The sequence below is a fragment of the Porphyromonas macacae DSM 20710 = JCM 13914 genome, assembly GCF_000379945.1.
GTDB classification, from domain to species: Bacteria; Bacteroidota; Bacteroidia; order Bacteroidales; family Porphyromonadaceae; genus Porphyromonas; species Porphyromonas macacae.
In genome coordinates this window covers 79,008-101,842 of sequence record NZ_KB904150.1, presented here as the reverse complement: position 1 = coordinate 101,842, position 22,835 = coordinate 79,008, and the positions used below count along the sequence as shown (strand labels likewise).

The 22,835-nt window shown below is 39.8% G+C and carries 16 protein-coding genes, 1 tRNA gene and 1 pseudogene; 14 read left to right on the top strand and 4 right to left on the bottom strand.

Going from position 1 to position 22,835, the window contains the following annotated elements; translation table 11 throughout:
* Window positions 1–3 precede the first annotated feature (3 nt).
* The 4 genes from A3GI_RS0108365 to A3GI_RS0108350 all read left to right on the top strand — a co-directional run bounded on the left by A3GI_RS0108365 (window position 4) and on the right by A3GI_RS0108350 (window position 6,209).
* Window positions 4–2,274: a GH92 family glycosyl hydrolase gene (locus A3GI_RS0108365; protein ID WP_018361005.1), complete on the top strand. Its 2,271-nt coding sequence runs from the start codon at window positions 4–6 to the stop codon at window positions 2,272–2,274.
* A 142-nt stretch (window positions 2,275–2,416) separates the two neighbouring features.
* The gene (alaS, locus tag A3GI_RS0108360) at window positions 2,417–5,038 is read left to right on the top strand and encodes an alanine--tRNA ligase (protein WP_018361004.1); all 2,622 of its coding nucleotides are present in this window, start codon (window positions 2,417–2,419) and stop codon (window positions 5,036–5,038) included.
* 9 nt (window positions 5,039–5,047) lie between these two features.
* Complete coding sequence (gene aroB, locus A3GI_RS0108355; protein ID WP_018361003.1) at window positions 5,048–6,103, top strand: 3-dehydroquinate synthase; 1,056 nt, start codon at window positions 5,048–5,050, stop codon at window positions 6,101–6,103.
* Between the two features lie 31 nt (window positions 6,104–6,134).
* Window positions 6,135–6,209, top strand: a tRNA-Pro gene (locus tag A3GI_RS0108350).
* A gap of 504 nt (window positions 6,210–6,713) precedes the next feature.
* Here the strand turns inward: A3GI_RS0108350 and A3GI_RS10930 are convergent.
* Both A3GI_RS10930 and A3GI_RS11995 read right to left on the bottom strand, forming a co-directional pair.
* Window positions 6,714–8,876, bottom strand: coding sequence for a hybrid sensor histidine kinase/response regulator transcription factor (locus tag A3GI_RS10930; RefSeq protein ID WP_244861563.1), 2,163 nt, complete (start codon window positions 8,874–8,876; stop codon window positions 6,714–6,716).
* 72 nt (window positions 8,877–8,948) lie between these two features.
* Window positions 8,949–9,233, bottom strand: a pseudogene (locus tag A3GI_RS11995) (tetratricopeptide repeat protein); the annotation flags it as partial.
* A 924-nt stretch (window positions 9,234–10,157) separates the two neighbouring features.
* Between A3GI_RS11995 and A3GI_RS0108335 the strand changes: the two are divergent.
* The gene (locus A3GI_RS0108335; protein ID WP_018361000.1) at window positions 10,158–11,420 is read left to right on the top strand and encodes a DEAD/DEAH box helicase; all 1,263 of its coding nucleotides are present in this window, start codon (window positions 10,158–10,160) and stop codon (window positions 11,418–11,420) included.
* Window positions 11,421–11,525: 105 nt separating this feature from the next.
* Window positions 11,526–12,743, top strand: a complete 1,218-nt coding sequence (locus A3GI_RS0108330; RefSeq protein ID WP_018360999.1) for an ROK family transcriptional regulator — start codon at window positions 11,526–11,528, stop codon at window positions 12,741–12,743.
* A 411-nt stretch (window positions 12,744–13,154) separates the two neighbouring features.
* On the opposite strand, the gene A3GI_RS10925 is transcribed toward A3GI_RS0108330, so the two are convergent.
* Window positions 13,155–13,391 carry a hypothetical protein gene (locus A3GI_RS10925; RefSeq protein ID WP_018360998.1) on the bottom strand — a complete coding sequence of 79 codons (237 nt, stop codon included), beginning with the start codon at window positions 13,389–13,391 and terminating at the stop codon, window positions 13,155–13,157.
* 738 nt (window positions 13,392–14,129) lie between these two features.
* Here A3GI_RS10925 and A3GI_RS0108315 point away from each other — a divergent pair.
* From A3GI_RS0108315 to A3GI_RS0108280, 8 genes are all read left to right on the top strand, one after another.
* A complete protein-coding gene (locus A3GI_RS0108315; protein WP_025079462.1) occupies window positions 14,130–15,815 on the top strand; it encodes an alpha/beta hydrolase-fold protein in 1,686 nt (561 codons plus the stop codon).
* A 261-nt stretch (window positions 15,816–16,076) separates the two neighbouring features.
* Window positions 16,077–16,400, top strand: coding sequence for a DUF4180 domain-containing protein (locus A3GI_RS0108310; protein ID WP_238319963.1), 324 nt, complete (start codon window positions 16,077–16,079; stop codon window positions 16,398–16,400).
* Between the two features lie 195 nt (window positions 16,401–16,595).
* Window positions 16,596–17,177, top strand: a complete 582-nt coding sequence (locus A3GI_RS0108305) for a DUF5063 domain-containing protein (RefSeq protein WP_018360994.1) — start codon at window positions 16,596–16,598, stop codon at window positions 17,175–17,177.
* A 13-nt stretch (window positions 17,178–17,190) separates the two neighbouring features.
* A complete protein-coding gene (locus tag A3GI_RS0108300) occupies window positions 17,191–17,826 on the top strand; it encodes a 3'-5' exonuclease (protein ID WP_018360993.1) in 636 nt (211 codons plus the stop codon).
* Window positions 17,823–19,034: a class I SAM-dependent rRNA methyltransferase gene (locus tag A3GI_RS0108295; protein ID WP_018360992.1), complete on the top strand. Its 1,212-nt coding sequence runs from the start codon at window positions 17,823–17,825 to the stop codon at window positions 19,032–19,034. The genes A3GI_RS0108300 and A3GI_RS0108295 overlap by 4 nt, the downstream gene beginning before the upstream one ends.
* 117 nt (window positions 19,035–19,151) lie before the next feature.
* Window positions 19,152–19,757, top strand: coding sequence for a DUF4254 domain-containing protein (locus tag A3GI_RS0108290; protein WP_018360991.1), 606 nt, complete (start codon window positions 19,152–19,154; stop codon window positions 19,755–19,757).
* A gap of 3 nt (window positions 19,758–19,760) precedes the next feature.
* Window positions 19,761–20,795, top strand: coding sequence for a glycosyltransferase family 9 protein (locus A3GI_RS0108285; RefSeq protein WP_018360990.1), 1,035 nt, complete (start codon window positions 19,761–19,763; stop codon window positions 20,793–20,795).
* 22 nt (window positions 20,796–20,817) lie between these two features.
* Entirely contained in the window at window positions 20,818–21,756 is a 939-nt protein-coding gene (locus tag A3GI_RS0108280; protein WP_018360989.1) for a lysophospholipid acyltransferase family protein, read from the top strand.
* A gap of 99 nt (window positions 21,757–21,855) precedes the next feature.
* Here A3GI_RS0108280 and A3GI_RS0108275 read toward each other — a convergent pair whose 3' ends face one another.
* The gene (locus A3GI_RS0108275) at window positions 21,856–22,812 is read right to left on the bottom strand and encodes a glycosyl transferase family 90 (protein ID WP_018360988.1); all 957 of its coding nucleotides are present in this window, start codon (window positions 22,810–22,812) and stop codon (window positions 21,856–21,858) included.
* Between the last annotated feature and the right edge of the window lie 23 nt (window positions 22,813–22,835).

Here is a 22,835-nt window from a genome sequence, read left to right as displayed (position 1 = left end):
GTCATGAATATCAATAAACAACATTTATGGGGGCTAATCCTTCTGCTCGTTTCAACCGTCACAGCCTGTAATAAAGCAAGCCTGACAGACAGTTACGATGCACCGGTAGATTGCGTAAATCCTTACATGGGCAATATCAGCCATCTTTTGGTGCCGACCTACCCCACCGTACATTTACCGAACAGTATGCTCCGGGTGTATCCGGAGCGTGCGGATTACACCGGTGAAACGCTCAACGGCCTGCCTGTAATCGTAACCAGCCATCGCGGAAAGTCAGCCTTCAAGCTCTTCCCCTTAAGCTCTTCGCCCGATTCTCTACCCATAAAGCATCATTATACGTACGACAACGAAGTGATTACACCTTACCGCTATCAGGTTTTACTTGACGATGAAATGATACAGGTGGATTTCGCTCCAATGAATCAGAGTGCTCTATACAATTTTGAATTTACCGGTAAGAAAGGAAGAGCCATAGCATTACAAACGGACAAAGGAAATCTTGAAGTTAAAGACAATACGATAACAGGAGTCGAACATTTGAAAGACAGCACATTTGTTTATCTGTATGCGGAATTTCAGAAAAAACCCATAGACATTGTACAAACGCCTGTCGACTCGACTGTTTCACATGCACCCCAAACAATCGTACTCAAGTTTGACGACAAAGAGCACTCCGTGGCCATGCGTTACGGTATTTCTTTTATCAGCATAGAACAGGCAAAGAAAAATCTCGAACGTGAAATATCCTCGTATGTAGTCGATGTAGTAGCTAAACAAGGGCGCAACGAATGGGCAAAAGCCCTCGGCAAAATAGAGGTATCGGGGGGAACAGCCGAGCAACGAAATGTTTTCTATACAAGTCTGTACCGGACTTATGAAAGAATGATCTGCATCTCGGAAGATGGCAGATACTTCAGTGCATTCGATAACGAAGTTCACGATGACGAAGGGATACCTTTCTATACGGATGACTGGATATGGGATACCTACCGCGCCGTACATCCGCTACGCATCCTCATCGACCCGGAAAAAGAGGCTTATATGATACACTCTTTTCTTCGTATGGCAGAGCAAAGCAAGGATGGTTGGCTACCGACTTTCCCTGAAGTAACGGGAGACAGTCACCGGATGAATGGCAATCACGCCATTGCTACTCTGGCAGATGCTTATGCCAAAGGTATCACCGGCTTTAACTTGAGTGCTGCTTATCAGGCAGGAACCAAGACCATGAGAGAAAAATCTCAGGTCCCCTGGACGCGCATGCCTAAAACACCTCTGGATAAATATATGGATGAACACGGTTATCTGCCGGCTCTCAAACCCGGAGAGAAGGAAACAGAGCCATATATCACGCTATGGGAAAAAAGACAGGCCGTAGCCGTAACCTTAGCAGCATGCTACGACTATTGGTGCCTGAGCCAGTTAGCCACTTTCGGCGGACATATCAAAGAAGCAAAAGAGTGGCTGAGAAAAAGCTATGACTACAGATCGCTTTTCAATTACGAAACCGGATTTTTCCACCCCCGCGACAATAAAGGCAAATTCATCATGCCATTTGATTATGAGCTTTCCGGCGGATTGGGAGCGAGGGATTATTACGACGAAAATAATGCCTATACCTACCGGTGGGATGTGCAACACAATGTGGCAGATCTATTATATCTAATGGGAGGTAAAGAACAGTTTGTAAATTATCTGGATGAAACATTCCGTACTCCCATCAGTATAAATAAGTTCAACTTCTATCATCAGTTACCCGATCAAACCGGTAATGTAGGGCAATTCAGCATGGCCAACGAACCCGGTTTGCACATACCCTATCTCTACAACTATGCCGGTCAGCCATGGAGAACGCAGAAGATGATAAGAAAACTTATCGGCACCTGGTTCAGAAACGATCTCATGGGTGTACCCGGCGATGAAGATGGAGGAGGCATGAGTGCTTTTGTCGTTTTCTCCATGATGGGTATTTACCCGGTAACCCCGGGAATGGCCTCGTACAACATAGGAACGCCTTTCTTCCCGGAAGTAACGATACACTTATCCAACAACAAGACGTTTACCATTAAAGCCGTGAACCTGAGTGAAGAAAACAAATACATACAGAATGCGGAATTGGATGGAAAAAAACTCAACCGTCCCTGGATAAAACACAGGGAACTGATAGACGGCAATGTGCTTACGCTGAAAATGGGTAAATACCCGAATAAAGAATGGGGAGCGGCAGCACCTCCGCCTTCTGCCAACAAAATTTTCATCTCTGAAAATGAATAATCAAGACACATAAAAAACAAAACGGAGAAAGCGACAGCCTTACAACCGGTATGGTATACCGAAAAAGGCTCTCATAATCTTGAAATAAAGGAAAATAGGCTATTTTTGCAAAAAAAATTAATATTTAGCATATTATAAATATATGATGACATCAAAAGAGATCAGAGAAAGTTTCAAAACTTTCTTTGCATCGAAACAGCACCATATCGTTCCTTCTGCACCAATGGTAATTAAGGATGACCCTACATTGATGTTTACCAATGCGGGGATGAATCAGTTCAAAGATATTATTCTGGGTAATGCAGAAGCTCAATATAAGAGAGTTGCAGATTCACAAAAATGTCTGCGAGTAAGCGGTAAGCACAACGATCTGGAAGAAGTAGGAAGAGATACCTACCACCACACGATGTTTGAAATGCTCGGCAACTGGTCTTTTGGAGATTATTTCAAAAAAGAAGCCATCGCCTGGGCATGGGAGTATCTGACAGATGTGTTAAAAATAGATCCGGATCTTTTATACGTTACTGTTTTTGAGGGTTATGAGCCTGAAAATCTGGCTCCCGATACAGAAGCGGCATCTTTATGGGAAGCATTTCTACCAAAAGAAAGAATACTATCAGGTAATAAGCACGATAATTTCTGGGAAATGGGAGACACCGGTCCTTGCGGCCCCTGCTCCGAAATACACATCGATTTACGCCCTGAATCGGAGAAAAAAAACAAACCGGGGCGCGAATTGGTAAACAGCGATCATCCGCAAGTGATCGAGATCTGGAATTTGGTCTTTATGCAATACAATCGTAAAGCCAACGGCTCATTAGAACCTCTACCCAACAAGGTTATAGACACAGGCATGGGTTTTGAGCGTTTATGTATGGCCATACAAGGAAAAACATCAAACTACGACACAGACATTTTCACACCCATATTGTCTGCCATCAGCACGCTAACGGGAATTTCTTACGGTAAAAGCGAGGAAACGGATATAGCCATGCGTGTCATAGCAGATCATATCAGGACTATTGCTTTTGCAATTACGGACGGACAGTTGCCAGGCAATGCAAAAGCCGGCTACGTTATCCGCCGCATCCTTCGTCGTGCGGTAAGATACGGGTATACTTTCCTGAACCGGAGAGAAGCTTTCATGTACTGCCTCATCCCCGTTTTAATCGAAACAATGGGTGAAGCATACCCCGAGTTGATTCACTCGCGCGAACTGATAGAAAAAGTAATCAAGGAAGAAGAAGAGAGCTTCATGCGTACACTGGAAACGGGTATACGGTTACTGGACAAGAAAATTGCCGAAGCACGGGAACAGGGTGTAAAAATACTGAATGGTGAAGATGCTTTCATTCTTTTTGACACCTATGGATTCCCCCTCGACTTGACTTCTCTGATTCTGAACGAACACGATATGACTGTGGACGAAGCTGGATTTGAGGCACAAATGAATATGCAAAAAGAGCGTGCCCGAAATGCTGCCAGCATCGATGCTTCGGACTGGGTAATATTAAAAAACGGAGAAACTCAATTTGTCGGTTACGATAAAACAGAATGTAACACGGAAATACTGCGTTATCGACGAGTAAAACAAAATAAACAGGAGTTTTACCAAGTTGTTTTATCCACAACCCCATTTTATGCCGAGATGGGAGGACAAGTCGGTGATACCGGCTGGCTGATTGACAGCAACAATAAAAAGTATGCTGTTTATGATACCAAAAAGGAAAACAACCTGCCTGTTCATCTGATGAAAAAGTTACCCGCAGAAACAAGCGGAACTTTTGTGGCGAAGATCGACTTTGAAAAAAGATTGTCAGCCGAAGCAAATCATACGGCAACACACCTGTTGCACGAAGCTTTAAGAGAAGTGCTTGGTTCGCATGTCGAACAAAAAGGATCTTTTGTCAGCGCCGATGTTTTACGTTTTGACTTCTCCCATTACTCTAAACTGTCTTCGGAGGAGATCAGAAAGGTGGAAATACTGGTCAATGAGCGTATTCGCAAAGACTACAAACGGGAAGAATTTCGCGATATCCCCATTCAGCAAGCTAAAGAAATGGGAGCTATGGCTCTGTTCGGGGAGAAATACGGCGACAGCGTGCGCGTATTGAAATACGGAACCTCCATAGAGTTATGCGGCGGAACTCACATCCCTTCCACCGGCATGATCGGAGTATTCAGGATAATTAACGAAAGCTCCATTGCAGCCGGCATAAGGCGTATAGAAGCTGTTACAGGCGTACAATCGGAAGCTTATCTTTACAAACAGGCAGACCTGCTCAATGAATTAAAAGAGCTTTTAGGCAATAACCCAATGCCGGTAAAAGCTCTGGAAAAGATTTTAGAAGAAGAAAGTACTCTGAAAAAGCAAGTAGCAGAAATGTCCAAAATACGCACAGCCCAAATCAAACAATCTATTTTGGAGCAGAAAGAAGAGCAAAATGGTATCCGGCTTTTCGTAATCGAAGGGGAAATACCTGCAGATATCGTAAAGGATATAGCTTTTCAGGTATCGGGAGAAATTAAGGGCTCTTTCTGTCTCTTAGGAGCAACCAAAGATCAGGGACGCCCGACACTGACCGTGATGTTGAGCAAAGATATTACTGAAAAGTTTAACGCCGGCAATTTGGTACGCACCGCCGCAAAACAGATTCAAGGAGGTGGCGGTGGCCAGCCTCACTTCGCGACAGCCGGAGGAAAACGAATTGAAGGCTTGCCCGAAGCGTTAAAGGTAATGAAATCGGAATTGGGCTTTGCCTAAAAAGATGAAATGACTATTATCAAATACCTAAATAATTGCACAGAGCTAATAAAGCTTATCGGAGAGTATTCTGCCTCCGGTAAGCTTTTTGCTTTCATGAGTCGCAGGGTTGCCGAATTACATCCGATATTGGCAAAGACTGTTGAACGGTCTTGCCGGGTTTGCCTGATTGAAAACGAAGAAGCATATAAAAATATTGAAAGTGTAACCGATTTATGGAAATTTCTTTCTGCAAACGGAGCAGATCGTGAAGCTCGAATTATAGCGATCGGAGGCGGGGCCATAACTGATCTTTCGGGCTTTACAGCCTCTACCTATATGCGAGGTATTCAATGTATCTATGTTCCCACCACCCTGCTATCGATGATCGATGCATCCATAGGCGGCAAAACAGCCATAAATATTGACCGGATAAAAAATCTGGCAGGCACATTTCACCAACCCTCCGAGGTTTTAATTTTACCCGAATTTCTAAAAACATTACCGCAACGCGAACTTTTAAGCGGTTTTGCAGAAGCAATCAAACACGCCATTCTATCCGGAGAAAAAGACTTCCGTTCTTTGAAAGAAATTACATCAAACATAAAAGAAATAAACTGGGAAGTTTTCATAAAAACGAATATAGAGTTTAAGCAACGCATCGTGGAAGCCGATGAGAAAGAAACTTCAAACATCAGGGCCCAGTTAAACTTCGGGCACACTTTCGGACATGCTATCGAATCTCTTTGCAACAATCCGTCTAATGAACTACAGCCGGTTTTGCACGGGGAAGCGGTCTTTGCCGGCATGATCTGCGAACTCTACCTCTCGGCTCTACAAAACAATGGCTCTACAGCACTTGTAAGAGATATGCTTCACTCCTTCAGCTCTTTTTACAAAAAAATACCGATTGAATGCAAACATTACAAACAATTGATTCACCTGATGACATTAGACAAAAAGAACAGAAATAAAGCTATACGCTATATATCGATAGAGTATCCGGGGAGTTTTTCCCTGTCTCGAATAGACAACGAAAACGACATCAAAGAGAGTCTGGACTTTTACAGAGAAACATTTGTTTGAACAAATAATTTTACTACCTTTGCAACGCTTTCGGGATGTAGCTCAGTCCGGTTAGAGTACTCGTCTGGGGGGCGAGTGGTCGCTGGTTCGAATCCAGTCATCCCGACTGATTATCGAAAAGGTTTTCCTGGTTCTCAAGAAAACCTTTTTACTTTTTTAGAAACAGTCATTTGTTATCTGTATAACCCAATCCATAAGTTGCTGTCCCTTCAAGAAGATGGATAGAAAATAAAAAAGGAGTCGATCTTCCCAGACGAACTCCTTAATCACCTAAATAAATGTATTCCCATCGAAACTTAGATGCCGATATTCAATATCCGGCATACCAACTATCTTATCCCAGATAGATTTTGTGCAATTCATAATTAAACGAAAAGATGATATCTTTTAGAATAAATTTTTCCTAACACTTTGGGTACAGAAAAATTTAATCGTCTTAATTATCTATCACAAATATCTCTATTCTGAGAAAAAATCAATTGTCTTTTTTTGTCATTTATTTGTATTATTCAAGCAATTTACCCATTGCCATTTGTATTTATTGCGCATAAATCAGATACAAATCATCTGATTTACAGCACATTAAAAACTACAAACAAGAAATAATACTTTATATATCCAAGTCTGAAAGTTGCTGGTATTGCGTAGGAGTATATCCGGTCATTTTTTTGAATGTTTTAGAAAAATAAGGCAAATCATAATAACCGCACAATTCTGCAATCTCGGTAATGTTCATCTCGCTTCCACGTAAAAGCTTTTTTGCTTTCTTCATTTTTATATGAATAATATGATTTGATGTAGAACAACCGATAATAGCATTCAATTTTCGATTAAGCTGGGAAACACTCATATAGAGTTGAGATGCAATAAAAGATGTAGTCAGAGCCGGATTCTGTATATTTTCATCAATAATTCGGGTGACTTTTAAAATAAAATTCATCTTATCATCGTCATAGTAAGGTTTGTCATCTTTTTCGGACTCCACTCGAATGTCGGAAACATGTTGCTCTATTTTTGTCAAATATTTCTCTTTTAACAGTTGCCTTCTACTTAATATATTTTCTATAAGCAAAAGTAATTCTTCCGCATCAAAAGGTTTTTTAAGATAAGCTTCTGCTCCGGACTTCAATCCTTGTATCTTGTCTTCTACCGAAGATTTAGCAGTCAAGAGTATGACCGGAATATGATTTAACAATGAAGATTCCCGAATTGAAGTGCAGAGTTCGTAGCCATCTATTTCAGGCATCATAATATCTGAAACAATAATATCCGGCATTGCCTCAGAGGCTTTGGCTAAAGCTTCCCTACCATTATTCGCCAATATCACGTTATATTGATCTTGCAGCAAAGTCTTTATATAATTAATGACATCATTATTGTCCTCTACCACCAAAATGCAATATTTTTCATCAACATCTTTATTTTCATCAGACAGCATAGAACATTCATTATTTATATCCTCCATACGAGACTGTATAGAATCTACAATGGGAAAAATCGGATTCATAGGCGAATTTATATTCCAAAAATCCAAACGAGACCCGGATTTTGTACGCTTAGGAAATTGAATTATAAAAGTAGCACCCTCTCCTTTTACACTTTCCACATCTATAGTTCCATTCATACCTTTAACCAACAACTCCGTAAAATACAATCCAACCCCTGAACCAACATTGGATTTCACATTTGATCCCTGATAAAACAGTGAAAATATATTTTTCAAATCCTCTTCATCAATCCCCTGTCCGGTATCGGAAACTCGAATAGAAATCAAATCTTCACTGGGTTCTGCGATATTGATATAAATTTCACCTCCTGCATCAGTATTTTTAATGGCATTGGACATCAGATTATTGATAATTTTGTCAATATAAAATGGTACAAAATCCATTTCTATATCCTCTTTCTCAGACTGAAACACCAAGTTTATATCCTTTTGAGCTGCTATCAATTTAAAAGTTTCAGAAAGCATATTTATGTATACCACAATATTCCCTTGTTTCCAATCAGGTTTATTGACACGACTTTTCAGTTTGCTGATATCCATGATATCATTGACAAGCCACAACAAATTATTACTTTGTCTGCGGATGGACTTAAGATATTCCAACTGTGTTTCACGGCTCAACTCTTTATTTTCCATCTGCTCACTAAGCCCCTGAATTACAGTAATAGGTGTTCTGAATTCATGAGTGATGTAAGTGTAAAAGTTAGATCTGAAACGCTCGATATCTTTCAATATCTTATTTGTTTTAGTACGTTGGCGAAAAATATAAAAACCAAGAATAAATACAAAAAACAAAATGCAAAAGACAAGACCGGCAATAATCAATGTATAACGATTGGTTTTCTCTTTCTTCAGATTCAATTCTTCTAAAGATTTAATCTGTCTGCGACCTTTCTCACGCTCGTAGTTTATCCTGAAATCGGTAAACTCATTGGCTTTGACAAGATTTACCGTGCTGTCTTGCATAAGCTCGCTCTGCCGGAACAGTTCAAAAGCTTTTTCATAATCGCCCTTTTGTTCATAGTATTCAGATTGTAAAGAATATACCTGTACCAAATGCTCCGGAGATTTGATTTCTTTTGCTGTAGATTCAGCTTGGGATATCAACTTCAAAAAATCGCTATAATTATTCAAGTAAAAGTTTATACGGGCTAAAGAAATAACCGGCTCAAGCCAATGCCATTTATCTGTTTTTTCAAACATCACATCATAGGCCAACTTATATTGCTCTTTCGCTTTGATAAAATCTTTCCCTATTTCATGCAACCTGCCTAAATGAGTATAACACAAGCCCTTTCCCAAAGCGGAACCGGCACGGATATTGCATTCTAAAGATTTATTATAAAAATATCGAGCTGAATCGTATTGATTTCTTAACTCAAAACAGGAACCGATATTGGCATAGTTAATCGCCTTTCCCAAATTATTATCTTGTACCAGTTCATGATTAAGCGCCTCTCTAAAAAAACTCTCTGCTTCATTGTAATTCCGTAAAGATAAACTGACATTTCCCAATCCGTTCAATGAGTAGATATACCCACGAAAGCCCGGATCATGCTTTTTTGAATATTGCTCCGATATATTCAAGGCTTTATAATGATAATTGGAGGCTTCGCTAAACATACTCAACCGCCTGAAATCAGTGCCCAAGTTATTCAATGCCTCTGTTATTTCCAGGGTATCATTAAAAAACACCGCTTCTTCAAGGTATTTCCGGTTAAAGTGTACCGATTCTATAAACTGTGCTTCAGAACGCATTCTCTTACCCAAAATTTTATAATAAATCATCGAAGACAACCTGTCCTCTTTTTGAACGCTTTCCAAAAGCTCGCTCTTTATATAATCCGTAGAAACGGATGAATCCAACAGGGCATAAATACTATCCTTTTTCTGTTGTATATCTATCATGGGATCTACATCCCCGGAATGACAGGATACGAATAAAATCATTGTAACCGTTAACAGCAAAAGGCTACAACAGCCTTTGTTAATTCTCATAGGCATAGAATTAGGAATACATATTTCAATAAGATTTTAGCGCACAGATAAAAGTAGCAAATATTCTATAGAAATCAGCGAAGCATTAATCAAATAACCTGACTTCTATATTGTTTTTTCTATATCGACCGGATAAAATTGATTAATTATTTTTTTTCTCCTTTGGTTATCTCCTTTTCTCTCATATACCACACCTCAAACAAACATAAAAAGAAAAGAGATAAACATACATCAGCCTTTCAGATAGAAGGAAAGTAAATATGCCCGTCATTTACATTCATTGTCTTTTCACATCGAACTTGTTTCTCAATAAATAGAAGAGAATCGGCCTCATCTTAAAAACAAAATTTTATCGCACTTTATTCATAAGATTGGCCTCCTTTATGCAATAAAATAATTATTATGGTTTTTTATTCAAAACAAATGATAAATCAGAAGCAACAGATAAAGATTAAAAAATTTTCGGACCACCAAATTGATGAAATAATCGATACTTTAGGCCAATTTCATTAAAAATTTAACTATTTTTGCAGATATTACTCCGAGAAAATGAAATTTGATGATTTTGACTTGCACGATGAGATTTTAGACGGGTTGGATGCCATGAACTTTTATGAGCCTACTCCCGTGCAAGCAGCTACCATACCTCTTATAATAGAAGGACACGATATGATTGCCTGTGCACAAACAGGCACAGGCAAGACGGCTGCATATATCCTCCCGATTTTGGACAAATTAAGCAGCGGAACATATTCAGAGTCACATGTAAATGCTGTAATTATGGCGCCAACCAGAGAATTGGCACAACAAATAGATCAGCAAGTACAGGGTTTTTCCTATTTTTTACCGGTTTCTGCCGTTGCAATATACGGTGGCACAGACGGTATAGCTTGGGAACAGCAAAAAAGAGGAATAAATATGGGATGCGACATAATCATAGCAACACCCGGCAGATTAATATCAATGTTGAATATCGGATCTGCCGACCTGTCTCATGTTTCTTTTTTTGTTTTGGACGAAGCAGACAGAATGCTGGATATGGGGTTTTACGATGATATTATGCAGATATACAAACAGTTACCACAAAACGTACAAACGGTAATGTTTTCTGCAACCATGCCGCCTAAAATCAAAAAGTTGGCAGAAACGATCTTGAAGAAACCTCAATTTATCGAAATAGCCATTTCTCGACCGCCGGAGAGCATAATTCAGTCTGCATACATCTGTTTTGAACATCAAAAAATACCGATTCTAACCAAATTGTTCAAACAATCTCCGCCCACACGTACACTGATTTTCGCATCATCGAAACTCAAAGTTCGCGAACTGGCTCGAGAATTGAAGAAACTGCATTTTAATGCCGCAGATATGCACTCCGACCTCGATCAGTTACAGCGAGAGCAGGTCATGAGGGATTTCAAAAATGGCTATATCGATGTTTTGGTAGCTACAGACATTGTGGCGCGAGGTATCGATATCGAAGACATAAAACTTGTTATAAACATAGATATACCTCATGACGCAGAAGATTATGTACACAGAATAGGCCGGACAGCACGAGGAACCAACGAAGAAGGATTGGCCATAACGTTCGTTTCCCCTGCCGAACAGTATAATTTCTCCAAAATTGAAAAATTTCTGGGGAAAAGCATTTACAAAATACCGATAGACGAAGAGTTTGGTCCTTGCCCGCCCTACAATCCCAATTTAAGAACAGAGGAAAAAAAGAGAAGAAAAAGACCCAACAAAAGATTGCAAAAACATACAACAACAATTCATAAACAAAAGGAGAAAACAAAGAAAAAAGAATAATTCTCTATTTTCCTCAGCCTGCTCGATGTACAAAACATCAAAAAGAATTATATATAAAACAATAAAAAGCCATACGGAAACGTATTTAGAATAAATAGACTCATCATGAACCAAGAATTATTAACAGAATTAGAGCAAGGATCAAAAGCCTCGGAAATAAAGAGAAAGATCATAGCTCACCACATAGAAAACGGGCCTGCCACCATTACCGAGTTGGCCAAGATATTGAATTTGAGCGTACCTACCGTAACCAAATTCATTACGGATATGATTGATTTCGGTTGTATCAAAGACTATGGAAAGTTGGAAACAACCGGAGGTCGCTACCCTATTTTGTACGGTCTGGATCCGGATTCCGGTTATTTTATAGGAGTAGATGTCAAATACACCTCTATCAACATCGGCCTCATCGATATGGTGGGAGACATGAAGCGCGTCGAATATGACATTCCTTTTAAGCTTGAAAGTTCACCAGAAAGACTGAACGAACTGTGCAACATCATCAAAAAGTTTATAGAGGAAGGAGAAGTTTCAGAGAAAAATATTCTCAACATCAATATAAACCTGCCGGGACGAATCAATCCGAAAACCGGCTTCAGCCATATTCTGTTCAATTTCGGAGATGAAAGACCTCTTTCCGAAATAATTTCCCAAAAGATAGGCCTGCGTGTAACCATCGACAACGACACGCGTGGAATGGCCTACGGAGAGTATACACAGGGATGCTGTCTGGGTAAAGACTATAAACATGTACTGTATATAAACCTTAGCTGGGGATTGGGACTCGGTATCATTCTGGACGGAAAGATTTATATGGGTAAATCCGGTTTCAGCGGTGAATTCGGGCATATCAGCTCTTACGATAATCAGATTTTATGCCATTGCGGCAAAAAGGGTTGTTTGGAAACAGAAGTCAGCGGTTTGGCCATGCACAGGATACTTCTGGAGCATATTCAAAACAAAGAAAGTTCCATTCTGAGCAAAAAAGTGGAAAACGAGGAAGAGATTACATTTAGCGACATTATAGAAGCATGTAACCAGGAAGATATCCTTTGTCTGGAAATCCTCGGAGAAATGGGACGAAATCTGGGCCGACAAGTAGCAACGCTAATCAATATATTCAATCCGGAGCTGGTTATCATCGGCGGCACTTTGTCACAAACAGGAGATTATCTGAAACAAGCCATACAGACTGTTGTCAGGACTTATTCTCTAAATCTTGTAAATAGAGATACCGATATCATTACAGCTTGCTTAGGAGAGAAAGCAGGTGTAATCGGAGCATGTATGATGGCTCGCACCAGAAGATTTTCCGAAGTGTAAAATATCGGATAAATCATTCTTTTCGAGAAAGGACTCCCTTATATAAAGTATTTCTCGTTGAAGAATAAAGATAAACTTCAAACTATAAATATTGAAGGAGAGGGCATCACTTCCTTTGTGATGCCCTCCCTTTTTTACAAATATAACTTCTGCAAATGTTCTATTGATTACTCTATCCCGTAGAGATAAAAATCCGTAGCGCTAAGAATTTTCAACCAAGTTAACTTGGATTTTTATTCTTTGCCTGAAGAATTTTCAACCATCAGGCAGAGAATTTTTGTCCTGATGTGTACTGAAAAAAGTCACTCGGGGCTGTTAAGTTCGTGATTAAATTTATACTGTTTTTCTAAAAACCATTTCAGGTTGACACTCTTTTTCGCATTTGAGCTTGGTCTTGAGCAAACGATTCTCTTAACGTAAACGTTCTGATTCTTCTCTTTCTTTGAGCGTTAAATCGCTCTTGGCAACGGGGGATGTTTTCATCGGGTCTTGAGGAATTTTGTCTTCAAGACCAAATTTACGAAGCCAATCGTTAATAAGACACTGAGCAATGCGGTACTTCTTGGCGATGGCATACTTGCTTTGGGAGCTCACGAGATATTCCTCTAAAATTCTCAGACGCTCGGAGTCGGTCAAATGTTTAGACATAATTACTGCTTTTTTGACCGCCTCGAGTGTCAACTTTTTTCAGTACACGTCAATTTTTTAGCGATATTTCAGATTCCCAAATTAGATATATTCAGAAATTAATTAACAAAAACCAGAAAAAGAAAGAACCTTTAAATTTCCGAATGATTTTTCCCTAATTCTGTTGCATCGTTGTATCCGATACTGTAATCTGCAATTGAGGATAAAATCGCTGCACGTTCCAAACAAATTATTATCTTTATTATGAGAATCTGTAAATGGAAAATTAACCTGTAAGGTTGGAGACACTTATAGCATTGAAGAGAGCGGTTCGAGTCTGCGGCACTTTGCAAGAATTTGTATGTCTATAGAAGATATTAAAACGTTTTTTGCCATTAAAATGAATAATAATCAAAAAATGAACAAATTAAAGAATGGAAATATAAAGGAGAGGCAATCCCATTCCTTTTTAAAAGGCAAATGTATAAAAATACGCTATTCACATTGGTATATGCAGTCGTAACGGCTATAGTCGGAATGTTTATTATGAGTTTTCTCTATGATATTAAAATTAACTTTATTTATGGAGCCATCCTTGCAGGTTGGTTATTCTTAATTACCTTTCTCTTCTTGCTTGTTAAATTAAAAAAACAAAAGGATTTTAAAATTAAGTAAATTTCTATCTGTATGTTTTTGAGTTGAAATGTCCTGAAAAAGTTGACAGTCAGGGAGGTTAAGTTTGTGATTAAAGCACTCAAGATGAACCAACGAATAACAAAGTGTATCATTCTTTTTTATGTGTTTGCATGTATCCCTCTGCATGGGCAAGAGAATTATTCTAAACTAACGAAAGAGGCTTTAGAGACTATGTGGGAAGCGAAAGATACTGTAGGTTACAGAAAGTCTTTTGATATGTACGAACGTGCTTTCTCTCTTTTTCCTGATAGCATCGATGAGACTGGATTGTACAAAGCTTCTGTTCTTGCATCTGACCTAAAAGAGAATGACAAGGCTTTCAAATATCTTACTCTTTTATTTGAACTAAAGCCGAACCTCCCTTGGGAACCAAATTGGAGTTATATCCTTGGAGATGAGTCTGAAAATGAGTATAAGAATTTGCTCTCAGATGTAAGGTGGAACGAATTGAAACAAAAAGCTCTGAAAGCGAAGCTAACTTTTTACGAAGAATTGAACGTAAATGAAAAAGAATTTTATGCTTCCAATAAAGTTCCACTATACAAAGTAAAAGACGGCAAGACTCTATATAAGGAAATCCGAAAGAAGAATGGATATTTATCCAAGAAAAGACAGAATTACTCTATTTCGTTTGCAATAAATGATTCGGTTAAAACCTCGTTTTTTGTACATATTCCTAAAAATTACAGCCCTAACAAGAGCTATCCACTGCTATTCTTTTTGCATGGGGCTGTCAGATATAATCAGCTATCTGATTATCAGCTTGCCTCTTGGGTACTCTATGATTGGAATAGATATTACACGAAGTACGCTGAACAGAATGATGTGATATTGGTTTTTCCGAAAGGTAGCGGAAAGTTCAATTGGATGACTTCCGATGACGGCTTCTTTATGATTCCTAAGATAGTTGCGCTTGTCAAAAAGGCACTCAATGTGGATGATGATAAAGTGTTTATTTCAGGACACTCCAATGGGGCGACAGGATCTTTCTCGTATCTGATGAAACAGCCAACTTTATTTGCAGGTTTCTATGGTTTCAATACTTATCCAAAAGTCTTTACAGGAGGCACTTTTGTAGAGAATATCAAAAACCGCTCATTTATCAACTTCTCAACAGATGAGGATTACTACTATCCACCCAATGCAAACGACGATTTCACCCAGCTGATGAATAGTATCAATGCCGATTACAAAGAGTATCGGTACAATGGGTTTCCGCACTCGTTTCCTCAGTTCGATGAATCAGAGCCAGCCTATGGAATTTTATTTGCAGACCTTCTTAAGCGACAAAGAAATCCTTTTCCAAAAGAAATATCTTGGGAGTTTGACGATGAATGCTATGGAGATATTGATTGGCTTTCCAATATTAAACTCGATACGTTGGCTGTGAGAAAAGACTGGCACAAAGTAAAGAACTTCAAAATCAATCGTTGGCTGAAATACGACGAAAAAGATAGCCTTGTAGTTATGGAAGTGGATCGAATGGCTTTCGACTTTCCTCGTAAATCGGGTAAGATAATAGCAAAGTATGAAAATAACATCTTTCGAATTGAAACCTCTTGTGTAAAATCTTTCTCGGTGAATATATCTCCAGAAATGATAGATACGGGAAAGAAAGTACGGATATATCTAAACGGAAAATTGTGCTTTAATAAGAGGATTGGATATAACACGAATTTTATGTTGCAGAATTTCAATATAAACCAAGACAGAATTCAAGTTTGGATAAATCAAGTCAACATACAATAAAGTTTATCCGATAGAGTTGTAGAGTTTTATATTATCACAAACTCAAAAATTAGATATATTTAGATATTGAGCAAGGTGATATATCAAAGTAAATAAGAGAAAAGAACTTACTCCACAAAGACGGAGCAAGTTCTTTTTGTGTCGTCTTATCTGTAAAGTATCAATAGATACGCTACACTTTTTCTTTTCATAGGCAAATCTTAATCCGTATCTTCTCTTCGTAGTATGAAAATCGAAACACACAATATCGGCAACATAAAGGTGGCTGAAATCATAACAGACAAAATAATTTTAAGATCTATCGAAGACGGATTAGACTTATTGGGGAATTTATATTATCAGGGATTTGATAAAATCATTGTCTACGAAAAGAATATTATACCTGCTTTTTTCGACCTAAAAACTAAAATAGCAGGAGATATACTCCAAAAATTTGCTCAATATCGAATGCCATTGATAATTGTTGGAGATTTTTCTAAGTTTCAGAACAAGAGTTTAAACGATTTTATTTTTGAAAGTAACAAAGGCAAACAAATAAATTTTGTCAACTCTCGATCAGAGGCAATAAAATTATTGACGAATTGAAAATGCGAAACACACAGCCTTTGCTCTACTTCTTCAACCTTTCGACATATTGTTCCCCATTCTCATTTATTTTTATTTACCTTCCAGCTACTCCGTAATATCCCTTCCTCGAATAGCTCCTTGATTTTTGGCTTTTATACAATGCAGATTTCGTATTTGTTCCATAAAATGGAACAAAAGCTATAACTTTGTTATATGAAACGAAAAGAGAACTCTTCCGCCGGTTTTATGGGCAAAGAAATCATAGAGTTTGCCACTGTTGGGGTGAATTTTGCAGCTATGATGGAGCAGGCTTCAGACTTTACACCCTCAGAATTTGTAAGTCGTCTGACACGAATTTTGGGGCTGTTATACGTAAAAACAGCTCTTCTGCCGGCATACGAATATGATCCGGAAAACTATGTGGAAGATTATGTGGATGAAGACACCTACAACCTGCTTATGGGAAAAGTAAGCAGCTTGCTCGGAAACTACAACACATTCCTTACAGCCACACACAACGACATGCAATACAGCGATGCTCCGATCGCGGCGAACATAGCGGAATATTTAGCAGACGTATATCAAAATGTTGTCAACCTTTTGGGTATAATTCGCGAAGAAAATGAAATGGCTTTACTTTCTGCAATCGGTCGATGCAGACATTATTTTGCAGAGTATTGGGGCGAACATCTGTTGGCTGCATTAACCGCTCTACACCGTATCGAATATTCTTCGGAGGCTATGGAGCATCTGGATAATGAGCAAAATAACGTTATCCCGGAGTCTTTAATTTAAGGAGTTTTCATCCATGGAACCGGTAAGAAATATAAATCTGCTCGCATTTCAGCCTTCCGTCAGCAAGGAAACAATAGACAGTTTCCCAAAAGCCGAATTTCGAGGAAACTTACACTTGATAGACAATAACGAACTTCTGGCACAGGCTGTCGACGAGCTTTCGGGCTATCGGGCTATCGGGTTCGATACGGAAACACGGCCGAGTTTCAGAAAAGGAGAGCAGCACGATGTGGCATTACTTCAACTATCAACCGAAAACGACTGCTATCTGTTCCGCATGAACAAGATAGGACTACCCTCTTCTTTGGTCGGAATTCTGGAAAACAAATCCATCTTAAAAGTGGGGCTAAGCGTACTGGACGATATCAGAGCTCTACGCAAAAGAGCAAAATTCAATGCCGAAAGTTTTATCGAACTGCAACGTTTGTGTCCGGCTTACGGAATAAAAGATGCAAGCCTGCAGAAAATATATGCCATCATTTATCAGGAAAAAATAAGCAAAAGTCAACGGCTAACGAACTGGGAAGCTCAAGACCTTACCGTTTCTCAACAAGAATATGCCGCTTTGGATGCATGGGCATCATTGAGGATATTCAACAAATTAATGGAGTTGCCGGCTCCTTCACCCATCCAATTCGCACTTATATGACAGAGGTAGCTAAACCTTCGGCCATCATAAAACTTTTACCCAAAAGAGATGAATCCATAAAACGTTTCCATCCCTGGGTTTTTTCCGGTGCTATCCGTGCTATTCAAGGGGAACCGCAGGAAGGCGATTTGGTCAAAGTCGTCTCTCACGACGAAGAACCATTGGCTATCGGCCATTATGCACCGGAGAGCATTACGGTAAGAATTTTATCTTTCGATGCCGATGAGGAAGTGAACGAGGATTTCTGGAGCAGAAAATTAGCGGCAGCTCTGCGGCTTCGGCAAGACTGCAATCTGATACGTAAGGACAACAACGTCATGAGACTTGTTCACGGTGAAGGTGACGGTATGCCCGGGCTCATTATAGATATTTATGGACGAACGGCCGTCTTGCAGGCGCACAGTGCAGGCATGCATTATGCACGCATCTCGATAGCCAACGCTCTGAAGAATATTTTGGGGAATATCATAGATGCCGTTTATTACAAATCCGAAAACACCCTGCCCTTCAAAGCCAACCTCGATGCACACGACGGTTTTCTCACAGGCAGAGCCGAAGAAGAGCCTGTACAAGAAAACGGTATCCTGTTCTATCCCGACTGGTCGCGAGGACAAAAAACAGGCTTCTTTATCGATCAACGCAATAACAGGGCTCTTCTCGAACATTATGCTCTCAACAAAAAAGTACTTAATACTTTCTGCTATACCGGCGGCTTTTCGTTATACGCCCTCAGAGGTGGAGCCCAAGAAGTTCACTCTGTGGACAGTTCGGCAAAAGCAATGAGTTTGACCGATAAAAATGTAGGTCTCAATATCAAGCCGGAAGAAGCTTTTCTACGACATAAAAGCATCACAACCGATGCTTTCAAATATCTGGAAGAGATGCCCCAGGGATACTATGATCTCATCGTATTAGACCCTCCTGCATTTGCAAAGCACAGAAAAGTGCTGCGCAATGCTCTGCAAGGCTATCGCCGCATCAACGCACAAGCTTTTAAGAAAATAGCCCCCGGCGGCATATTGTTTACTTTCAGCTGCTCACAGGCTGTCAGTCGGGAGGAGTTCAGGCTGTCCGTATTCAGTGCAGCAGCTTCCACCGGAAGGCGTGTACGTATCCTGCACCAACTCACTCAACCGGAAGATCACCCCATAAACATATATCACCCCGAAGGTGAATATCTGAAAGGTTTAGTCTTAAGAGTCGAATAAATGCCGGTTTGTTATATCTCCATCAAACCGAAAATCACTTAAACAGTAATATTAGTTGGCAATACGGGAAAAAATACATAGTTTTATTCATTATATCTAATTTAGTTCGTTCCTATTATGACTTTCAGTAAGCAATGCAACGAGATTTTTGGTAAAGCTACCGCTGAATACCATGTAATCGACAGTGTAGATCAGGAAATCAACAATCCTTTCGAATTTAAGTCAATCGAATACTACCTCTATCTGAAAAACTGGATCGATGCCGTTCAATGGCATTTCGAAGACATTATTCGCGACCCGAACATCGATCCGGTCGAAGCGCTTAAATTAAAACGGAGAATCGACAAATCCAATCAAGACCGTACCGATCTGGTAGAACTTATCGACAGCTATTTCCTGGACAAGTATAAAAATATTTCTCCCGCTCCGGATGCTACGATTAATACGGAAAGCCCCGCATGGGCCATAGACCGTTTGTCGATCCTCATGTTAAAAATCTATCACATGCAGGAAGAGGTCAATAGAAAAGATACCACGGAGGAGCATCATCGGCAATGCCGGCAAAAATTAAATATTTTGCTGGAACAACAAAAAGACCTTTCGTCTGCAATAGACCAGCTGTTGGCAGATATCGAGGCCGGGAAAAAATACATGAAAGTCTACAAGCAGATGAAAATGTACAATGACCCGGCATTAAACCCCGTTCTCTACGGTAAAAAATAATCTGTGGCACACCTCCTGATTATTCGCTTCTCAGCACTCGGTGACGTAGCCATGACCATTCCGGCAGTACGTTCTTTGGCCGTACAGTATCCGGAGCTCAAAATAACGGTTTTGACACGTAAATCCTGGGAACCTCTCTTCAGTTCGGGGTTACCCGGGAATGTGTCCGTAACAGGTGCCGACTTATCCGGCAAACACAAAACATTCAAAGGGCTTCAAGCCTTATATAAACAACTCAAAGCAATGGACATCGATGCCATTGCAGACTTCCACGGCACACTGAGGTCTGTCTATCTTTCCATCCGCTTTCGTATGGCCGGAATCGCTGTCTCCACAATCGACAAAGGCAGAAGCGGAAAGAGAAAACTTGTACGTAAAAAACACAAGAAATTCAAGCCTCAAAAGAGTTCTTTCGAACGGTATGCAGATGTACTGGCCAAATTGGGATACCCGGTAGAGCTGGATTTTACCTCTATTTATGATGAAGAGAAAGGAGATATAAATGAAATCGTATCGATAACAGGAGAAAAAAACGGGGCAAAGTGGCTTGGTATTGCACCGTTTGCAAAACATGCCGGCAAAATTTACCCCATAGAACGTCAAGAGCAGGTAGTAGCATATTTTGCCGCCCGGAAAGATGTCAAAGTGTTTCTCTTCGGTGGAGGGAAAAAGGAGCAGGAAATATTCGATTCCTGGACAGCTAAATACCCGACAGTCTCTTCCATGATCGGGAAACTCGATATGCAAAAGGAGCTGAACCTGATCAGTCATCTCGATGTTATGCTGTCCATGGACTCCGCCAATATGCATCTGGCCTCACTGGTAAACACCCGCGTTGTATCGGTATGGGGAGCCACCCACCCTTATGCCGGCTTTATGGGCTGGCATCAAAAAGAGTCCGATGCCGTTCAAATAGATATGTCTTGTCGTCCCTGCTCGGTTTATGGCAAAAAACCTTGCCACCGCAAAGATTATGCCTGTCTCTACAACATTTCGCCCAAACAAATTATAGAGAAAGTAGAAGAAGCGCTTAAATAATCCTCTTTTCTCCAAGTCAAGTATGGTCTCCAAACTCTTTTACAAGACATTATATTCTTTCGGGTACTTATTTTCCTTAATTCCCCTGAGAGTTCTTTATCTGTTTTCCGATTTACTTTACTTCCCTCTGTATTACTGCATCCGGTATCGGCGGAAAATTGTTCGTAAAAACCTCGTAGCATCATTTCCTGAAAAAACATTACGGGATATTATCCGCATAGAAAAAAAGTTCTATGCCTTTTTTTGCGATTATATTATCGAAACAATAAAGCTCTTCTCTATAAGCAGGAAAGCAATGATGAGAAGGATGAAATTTGAAAACATTCAGGAGATCGAAGAGGTTTTCGCTTCCGGGCAATCCTGCTCGCTTTACTTGGGGCATTACTGTAATTGGGAATGGATAAGCTCTCTGCCCATGCATATCGGTAAAGAATGTAAATGCGGACAAATCTATCATGCTTTAGAGAATCCGGCCTTCGACAGGTTATTTCTAAAAATCCGGGGACGGTTTGGAGCGCATTCCATAGCCATGGAAGACACTTTTCGTACCATCATCACCTGGCAAAGACAGGGAGATTTAAGCATTGTCGGCTATATCTCCGATCAGGTGCCAAGCTATAATGCCATGCACTACTGGACAAATTTTCTGAATCATGAAGATACTCCCGTGTTTACCGGTCCGGAACGTATATCGCGTTTGGTAAATGCCGTGCCGTTTTACACGGAAATCGAACGAACCAAACGAGGATATTACAAATGCCGGTTTATAAGAATGACCGAAAGCATTAAAGAGACTCCCAAGTTTTCGATAACGGAAACATATTTCCGTATGCTTGAAAAAACAATTGTACGAGAGCCCTCTTTCTGGCTTTGGTCTCACAATCGTTGGAAAAGGACACGTGAAGGGTTTCAAGCCCGTTTCTCCGAAGAAGAACAGAAAAAACTAACAAGCCGACTATAGGATTTAATATAAAAAGCAGGATACCCCAATAGATGGATTATTTCTTCCCGACTCATTTTTCAAACGAAATCGATCCATTCAAAAAACGACTGTGCACACTCATTCTGTGAAATCAAAATATTTCTTAAGCACAAGAAGAGAGATCAATCGCTCACGTTTTTTATCCTGAAACTGAGCAATATACTCATGTGCGTGATCGATAATCTGCTGTGCCTCGTCCGGATGTTCTATATAATATTGAATGCGTTCCACAAAATCCGAATAATCGGACTTTACTTCTATATAATGATAATCAGGAATAAGACATCCTTCCATAAACCACGTTTCGCAAGTCGGTTTGGGCATCACGGCAATCGAGTTTGAAGACATAACCCATTTCAAATTGCTGGCTACATCGTTTCCTTCCAAACTGACAATAAATTTATAGTCGAGGTGCTCGTAAAGAGTCAATTTACCGGCACTGTTAGACTGTGGATCAGGGGATGTATCGCCTACATCAAACAGCGGATGATCATGAAACATTTCCAAGAAAATCTGCCTGTTTTTCTTGTTTTTCGTATCTCCCCGAAAAATGACTTTATCCTGCTTTTCCGTAAAAACCTTTTTATCTTTCAGGAAGATAAAGTGCCTGACTTTATCCATATTGAGCAAAACAGAGTTTTTATTATCTCCGCTTAGAGGTCTTGCTTTGACAATAGAAGGAACCGGCACATGATAATTGGTATCTCCCGGTGTCACAATCCAACGAAGATGAGATGGGAACCATCGAACAAACTCATACGAATCGAAAAAATACACACTGCCCATATTCTTCATAGAATGCTCCCCTGCACTTTTGGTTTCCTGAGGCAATTTTACCAAAGTATTCAGCTTATTGTAATAATTGACCCTCTCAATAATACAGGAATAGTCACTCCTCCGTTCGACACCTCTCAATACCGCTTTCAACCTGTATTGAAAAAAGAATTTAGGAACAATATAGCGAAATGTACTCTTGGTATAATATAGAAATTTGGAATTCTTACCCGTTTTCTTCAAAAAAGATATAGCACACATAATCTCCAGGAGTTTTTATAAAA